Genomic DNA, 5,097 nt, shown 5'->3' on the forward strand with positions numbered 1-5,097 from the left:
AAGACGCGGCAGGAACAAGTAAGGAAGTGGGCAGATCTCATGGCCACCGGCCGGCAGTTCTGCTGGCCGCCAGCGGGCACTTTCGTGGCCGCCTATGGGCAGTTTTTCATGGCCGCTAACAACCCTGCACTATTAGTGGCGTGACAGTTCACGGTGCCTATCGATTTCGCCAAATAGGTCAGTAGGTCGACCTGGGCAGTAGTCCGCCAAAACAGGAGAATCGCGGTGGTCCGCATCTGGCGCTTTTCGCCAAGTAACCTTGGGTCTCACAACGCCCGCCCACGCACCTTCCCGTCATGCCACCAAGAGGACTCCGCACACGTCGTGCGGAGTCCTTTCGGCTTTCCTGGCAGCTTACTTGGCATCGAGGTAGGCGCGGAGAAACTCTTCTCCCGCCGAAGGCGGCTTCGTCCATCGCCCCAAACGCCTTCTCCACTGCTTCGCTTGCCATGTACTCATTATTGAGGGAGGGTCTGACATTCACGTGGGCAGGTCTTAAGGACGTGCAACTACATCCGGCGGACCCGGAATCCGTAGCCGGGAGAGGAATTCTTCCTCGCCCGGAGTGGTTCCAGCAGTATGACCCTTCCCCGGATTTCCATGCTCGACCGTGCCAACGCCCGGGAGGGGTTTCCTGCTGCCGACGCCCTGAACCGGGTGCTGGAACGGGCCCAGCGGGCCGAGGAATGGGGTTACCACCGCTTCTGGGTCGCAGAGCACCATGCGGTGCCGGGCATTGCCGGTTCCGTACCCGCCGTGCTGATGGCCGCCGTTGCTGCCCGGACGCACTCCATCCGGGTCGGTTCAGGAGGCGTCATGCTTCCCAACCACCAGCCATTCGTGGTGGCCGAGCAGGCGGCCACGCTGGAGGCTCTTCATCCCGCGCGGATCGACTTGGGCGTCGGCCGGTCTGTCGGTTTCACCCCGGCAGTCCGGGATGCGCTTCGCGCCGGGAAACAGGAGGCTGAGCGGTTTGAAGACCAGCTGGCCGAACTGCTTGCCTACCTGTCCGGAACCGCATCCATCACAGCCCGGCCGCGGAACGACTCGGCTACACCGGTATTCGTGCTGGCCACGGGTTCGGGAATCGAAATTGCAGCCCGTGCCGGCCTGGCTGTAGTGCTGGGCGGGCCAGCCGTGTTCCGGACAGACCAGAACGGCAGACTCCCGGCGCTGGACAGGTATCGCTCACAGTTCCGTCCATCACGCTGGTTCCAGCGGCCCTACATCATGGTTTCCGCGAACGTAGCGGCGGCCGCGACTCACCAAGCGGCAAGGGAACTGCTTTTGCCCGAAGCCATCGCGCTGGCCCGTTCCAGGACCACCGGTGAATTCGCTGCCCTGGCGCCCGTGGGTCCCACCGAGTGGGCCGGGCTGACTGTCCGCGAAAAGGAAGCGGTCGAAAGAAGCCTGTCCACATCGCTCTACGGCACGGCCTCCGAGGTACGGACCCAAGTCCAGCACCTGCTCGCGACCTCCGGAGCTGACGAGTTACTCGTCACGGGCGGAGCCTTCGACGTCGCGGCACAGGCGGAATCGGATCGGATCCTGGCCGGGCTCTTTCCCCAAGAAGAGCTCCCCAGCATGGACGACCGCCGTGGATTCGTAGCATCCCGTTGACGCGCACGCCACGCTGAGCGGAACCATCGCCGCGTGCGGGGGCAGTCTGGGTGACCCGGGTTTAAGGGCCGGCGGCGGTTTGGGGGGCTGCATCCGGTCTCGGGATGCTGCGGCCGCCGGCCCTGTCCCCATGTGTAGAACCTGCCCCAGCGACAGGATCTTGCCCTCAAAGATAGGACCCGTTCCTAAACGGCAGCCCACGATGGGCACAAGGTTTGCTCAAGAGTGGCCACGTCACTACCGCTGGGTCCCAGATTGCTGGCCGTCGGATAGGATGCCAATTCCACCAACGATAGAAAGACCGCAGTGAAGCAGAGTATTTTCTCCCGTGTCGCCCAGCTCGCCAAGGCCAACCTGAACGCCCTCCTCGATTCCGCCGAAGACCCGCAGAAGATGCTGGACCAGATGGTCCGCGACTACTCGGAAAACATCCGCGAAGCCGAGTCCGCAGTGGCCCAGACGATCGGCAACCTTCGCATGGCCGAAGACGACTACAAGCGGGCAGTGGACGACGCCAACACGTGGGGCAAGAAGGCCATCGCAGCCTCCCGGAAGGCCGATGAGTTCCGCGCCGCGGGGAACAGTGTTGACGCGGACAAGTTCGATGCCCTCGCCAAGGTCGCCATCGGCCGGCAGCTGACTGCCGAATCCACCGCGAAGGCCCAGGCACCTGCTCTGGCCGCGCAGAACCGGGTGGTCGACCAGCTGAAGAACGGCCTGGACATGATGAGGGGCAAGCTCGGGGAGCTGACCGCTAAGCGCAACGAGCTGGCGAACCGCGCCCGGGTCGCGGCCACCCAGTCCCAAGTGCACGAGGCGCTCAAGGCCCTGGACGGCGGGGACCCAACTTCGGCGATCGGCCGTTACGAGGACAAGGTCCGGCGCCAGGAAGCCACCGTCCGCGGCCAGCAGGAACTCGCCGCCTCATCACTGGACGCCCAGTTCGCCTCCCTGGAAGACCTCGGCGAGCAGACCGAAGTGGAGGCACGGCTTGCGGCGCTGAAGTCCATGGACCGGAAAGCCATCGACTACTAGGACGTGGTCCAGGGCGGCGCGGCAAATTCCGTCAGACCAGCCAGCGCCACCAGCGTGGCTGCTCCGGCTCCGGTATCGGTTCGGGTTCCGGTTCTTCACCCAGGGCCAGTGCGGCCTCAACGATGTCGTCCGCGGTGAGCGTCATAACTGCCTCACGATCGAGTGCGTCGAGACTTTGTTCCTCGTCAAGCGACAGCCGCAGCGCCTGGCGGTTCAGCGCCTGCTCGAACAGCGTGCGGGCGAACCGTGCATTGCCGGAGTCCTCACCCGCGTGGAGCCCGGCGAGGATGCGGCGCAGCATCTGGTCCGCACCCGGCTCCAGCCTGTACTCGTGCTGGGCCAGCATCTGGCGGAAGATCGTCTGGAGTGCGTCGACGGAGTAGTCGGGGAATGTGATCTCGCGGGCGAACCGGGAGCGCAGCCCGGGGTTCGAGAGCAGGAAGGATTCCATCAGCCGCGGGTATCCGGCCACGATCACCACCAGGCGATGCCGGTGGTCCTCCATCCGCTTCAGCAGGACCTCGATCGCCTCGGGGCCGAAGTCCATCCGGCCGTCCTCCGGAGCCAAGGCGTAGGCCTCGTCGATGAACAGGACGCCGTCCAGGGCACGGCGGATGACCCGGTCCGTCTTGATGGCGGTCTGTCCGACGTACTGCCCCACCAGGCCGGAACGGTCCACCTCCACCAGGTGGCCTTTCTGCAGCAGCCCTACCGCGCGGTACATCTCCGCCAGAAGCCGCGCCACAGTGGTCTTGCCCGTGCCTGGGTTTCCCAGGAACACCAGGTGCTGTGATGTGGCCACCTCCGGTAGGCCGTGGGCCTTGCGGCGGGCCTGGACCTGGAGCAGTGCGACGAGTGCCCGCACCTGTTCTTTGACCGTCTCCAGCCCGACCAGCGCGTCGAGCTCGGCCTGCACCTCGGACAGCGGCCGGGCCGGCCCGGGCCTGGGACCAACGAGATCGCCAACGAGGTCGTCGACGCGCTCCGAACCGGGCAGCTTGAGCTGATCGGCCAGGTGGCCGATGGTTTCGCGCAGCTCGTCGAGCGGTTTCCGACTGGCAGCCATGCCTCCACTGTAGTACCCGATTCCGGCCACGAACGTTTTCGTCCTGCTCCCAAACGACGGGCCGTAGCGGGGGAAAGGGTCCGGCCCTAGGATGGCGCCATGAGGAAGTGGGGCGAAATGCATCCCGCGCTCCGTGCAGTTTTGGTGGGCGTTGTGGCCTGCGCCGCCATCCTGGCGGCTGGTCTCATCCTTGGGGGCACTCTCGAAGACGCGGTCGCCAATGCCGCCTTCTATGCGCTGATGATCGGCGGCGGCGTGTTCTTTATGACGACGCGGTTCCCGACGGACGCGGCCAAGCCGGATGAGCCCGGCAAATTTGTCATCTTCCTGCGCTTCCCCGACTCATCGCCGGGCTCGCTCAGCAGCACATGGCAGATGGGCGTCGCCAGCCCAGGCCCGGGACGGATCGATTTCCAGCCGACCGTCCACGGCGAACTGATAGCCAGTGGCCGCAGCAAGGCGCTTACGGGGCTTAGGGCCACGGAGTTCCCACCACGGAAGGCCAACCGCCAGGATGCCAAGCAGGAAGTGCCGTTGGACTTTCACGTCATTAGCCTGAACTCAGACGCTGGCGTTATTGACATCGCAGCCGGACCGGCCACTCTCCAGAATCTTCAGCGCGTCGTATTGACGCCCTCTTAGGCGATGACTGCGTTCAAGGCGCTGCGCCGGCGGTCGGCCGATGCGCCCTATCAGTTTTCGGGAGGGGAGCAGACGTGACCCTCGGTGTCCATGGGGTACCCGCAGAGCGGGCATAGTGGACGGCCGGCGCCCACCACCTCACGCGTGCGCTTGGTGAATGCGCGAGCGGTGCCCACCGGCATTCTCACCAACACCATTTCGGGTACCTCAGCGTCGTCCTGGTCAAAAGATTCGTCATCACCATCACCATCGACATCGCTGATGGGGTAAGCCTCTATGACCACCTGCGCCGTCGTCGGGTCCCAACCCAGGCTCATGGCGCCGGTTCGGAATTGCTCTTCAACGACCTCAAGCGGGTCGTTATCGACCAACTCGATAGGAGTACCCGTGGGGACGCTGAAGGGATTGCCCTCAAGGGTGTTGAGCTGGTCGAGAATTTCGTCTATCTTCTCTGCGAGCAGAGCTGCCTGCTGCTTTTCCAGACCGATGGTTACAATTTGCCTGCCTGTCCGTACTTGCAGGTAGAACGTACGCGCCCCCGGAACACCGACGGTGCCGATAACGACCCGGTCAGGCCAGGAAAACTCGTGAACAAGTGTAGGCATGGCAGTAGTCTAGGTGTATTGACCTGAGAGGTTGGTGACGCGGCTGGCCGGTGGCTGACCGTTGAGTGAGGTGTGGCCTCGATGATGATTGTAATGATGGAGCCAGTCGGCGAAAGCGGCAACACGCTC

General features: G+C 64.4%; 6 protein-coding genes. 3 read left to right on the forward strand and 3 right to left on the reverse strand.

The features are described from left to right. The first annotated feature begins 579 nt into the window (after positions 1-579). Positions 580-1,620 (forward strand): MsnO8 family LLM class oxidoreductase, encoded by a 1,041-nt coding sequence (locus ACETK3_RS21120; RefSeq protein WP_236819642.1) that lies wholly within the window; start codon positions 580-582, stop codon positions 1,618-1,620. Between the two features lie 306 nt (positions 1,621-1,926). Next, positions 1,927-2,655 (forward strand): PspA/IM30 family protein, encoded by a 729-nt coding sequence (locus tag ACETK3_RS21125; RefSeq protein ID WP_236819640.1) that lies wholly within the window; start codon positions 1,927-1,929, stop codon positions 2,653-2,655. Positions 2,656-2,686: 31 nt separating this feature from the next. Here the strand turns inward: ACETK3_RS21125 and ACETK3_RS21130 are convergent, their stop codons facing one another. Beyond that, the gene (locus tag ACETK3_RS21130; protein WP_236798552.1) at positions 2,687-3,721 is read right to left on the reverse strand and encodes an AAA family ATPase; all 1,035 of its coding nucleotides are present in this window, start codon (positions 3,719-3,721) and stop codon (positions 2,687-2,689) included. A gap of 117 nt (positions 3,722-3,838) precedes the next feature. On the opposite strand from ACETK3_RS21130, the gene ACETK3_RS21135 reads away from it, so the two are divergent. Continuing rightward, positions 3,839-4,363, forward strand: coding sequence for a hypothetical protein (locus tag ACETK3_RS21135; protein WP_373993580.1), 525 nt, complete (start codon positions 3,839-3,841; stop codon positions 4,361-4,363). Between the two features lie 50 nt (positions 4,364-4,413). On the opposite strand, the gene ACETK3_RS21140 is transcribed toward ACETK3_RS21135, so the two are convergent. After that, positions 4,414-4,968, reverse strand: a complete 555-nt coding sequence (locus ACETK3_RS21140) for a DUF3090 domain-containing protein (protein ID WP_236798550.1) — start codon at positions 4,966-4,968, stop codon at positions 4,414-4,416. A gap of 9 nt (positions 4,969-4,977) precedes the next feature. Beyond that, positions 4,978-5,097, reverse strand: a 120-nt coding sequence (locus ACETK3_RS21145; RefSeq protein WP_373993569.1) for an integrase core domain-containing protein, incomplete at its 5' end; no start/stop codon positions are given.

It is taken from the genome of Arthrobacter sp. E44 (genome assembly GCF_041877125.1).
Lineage (GTDB): Bacteria > Actinomycetota > Actinomycetes > Actinomycetales > Micrococcaceae > Arthrobacter.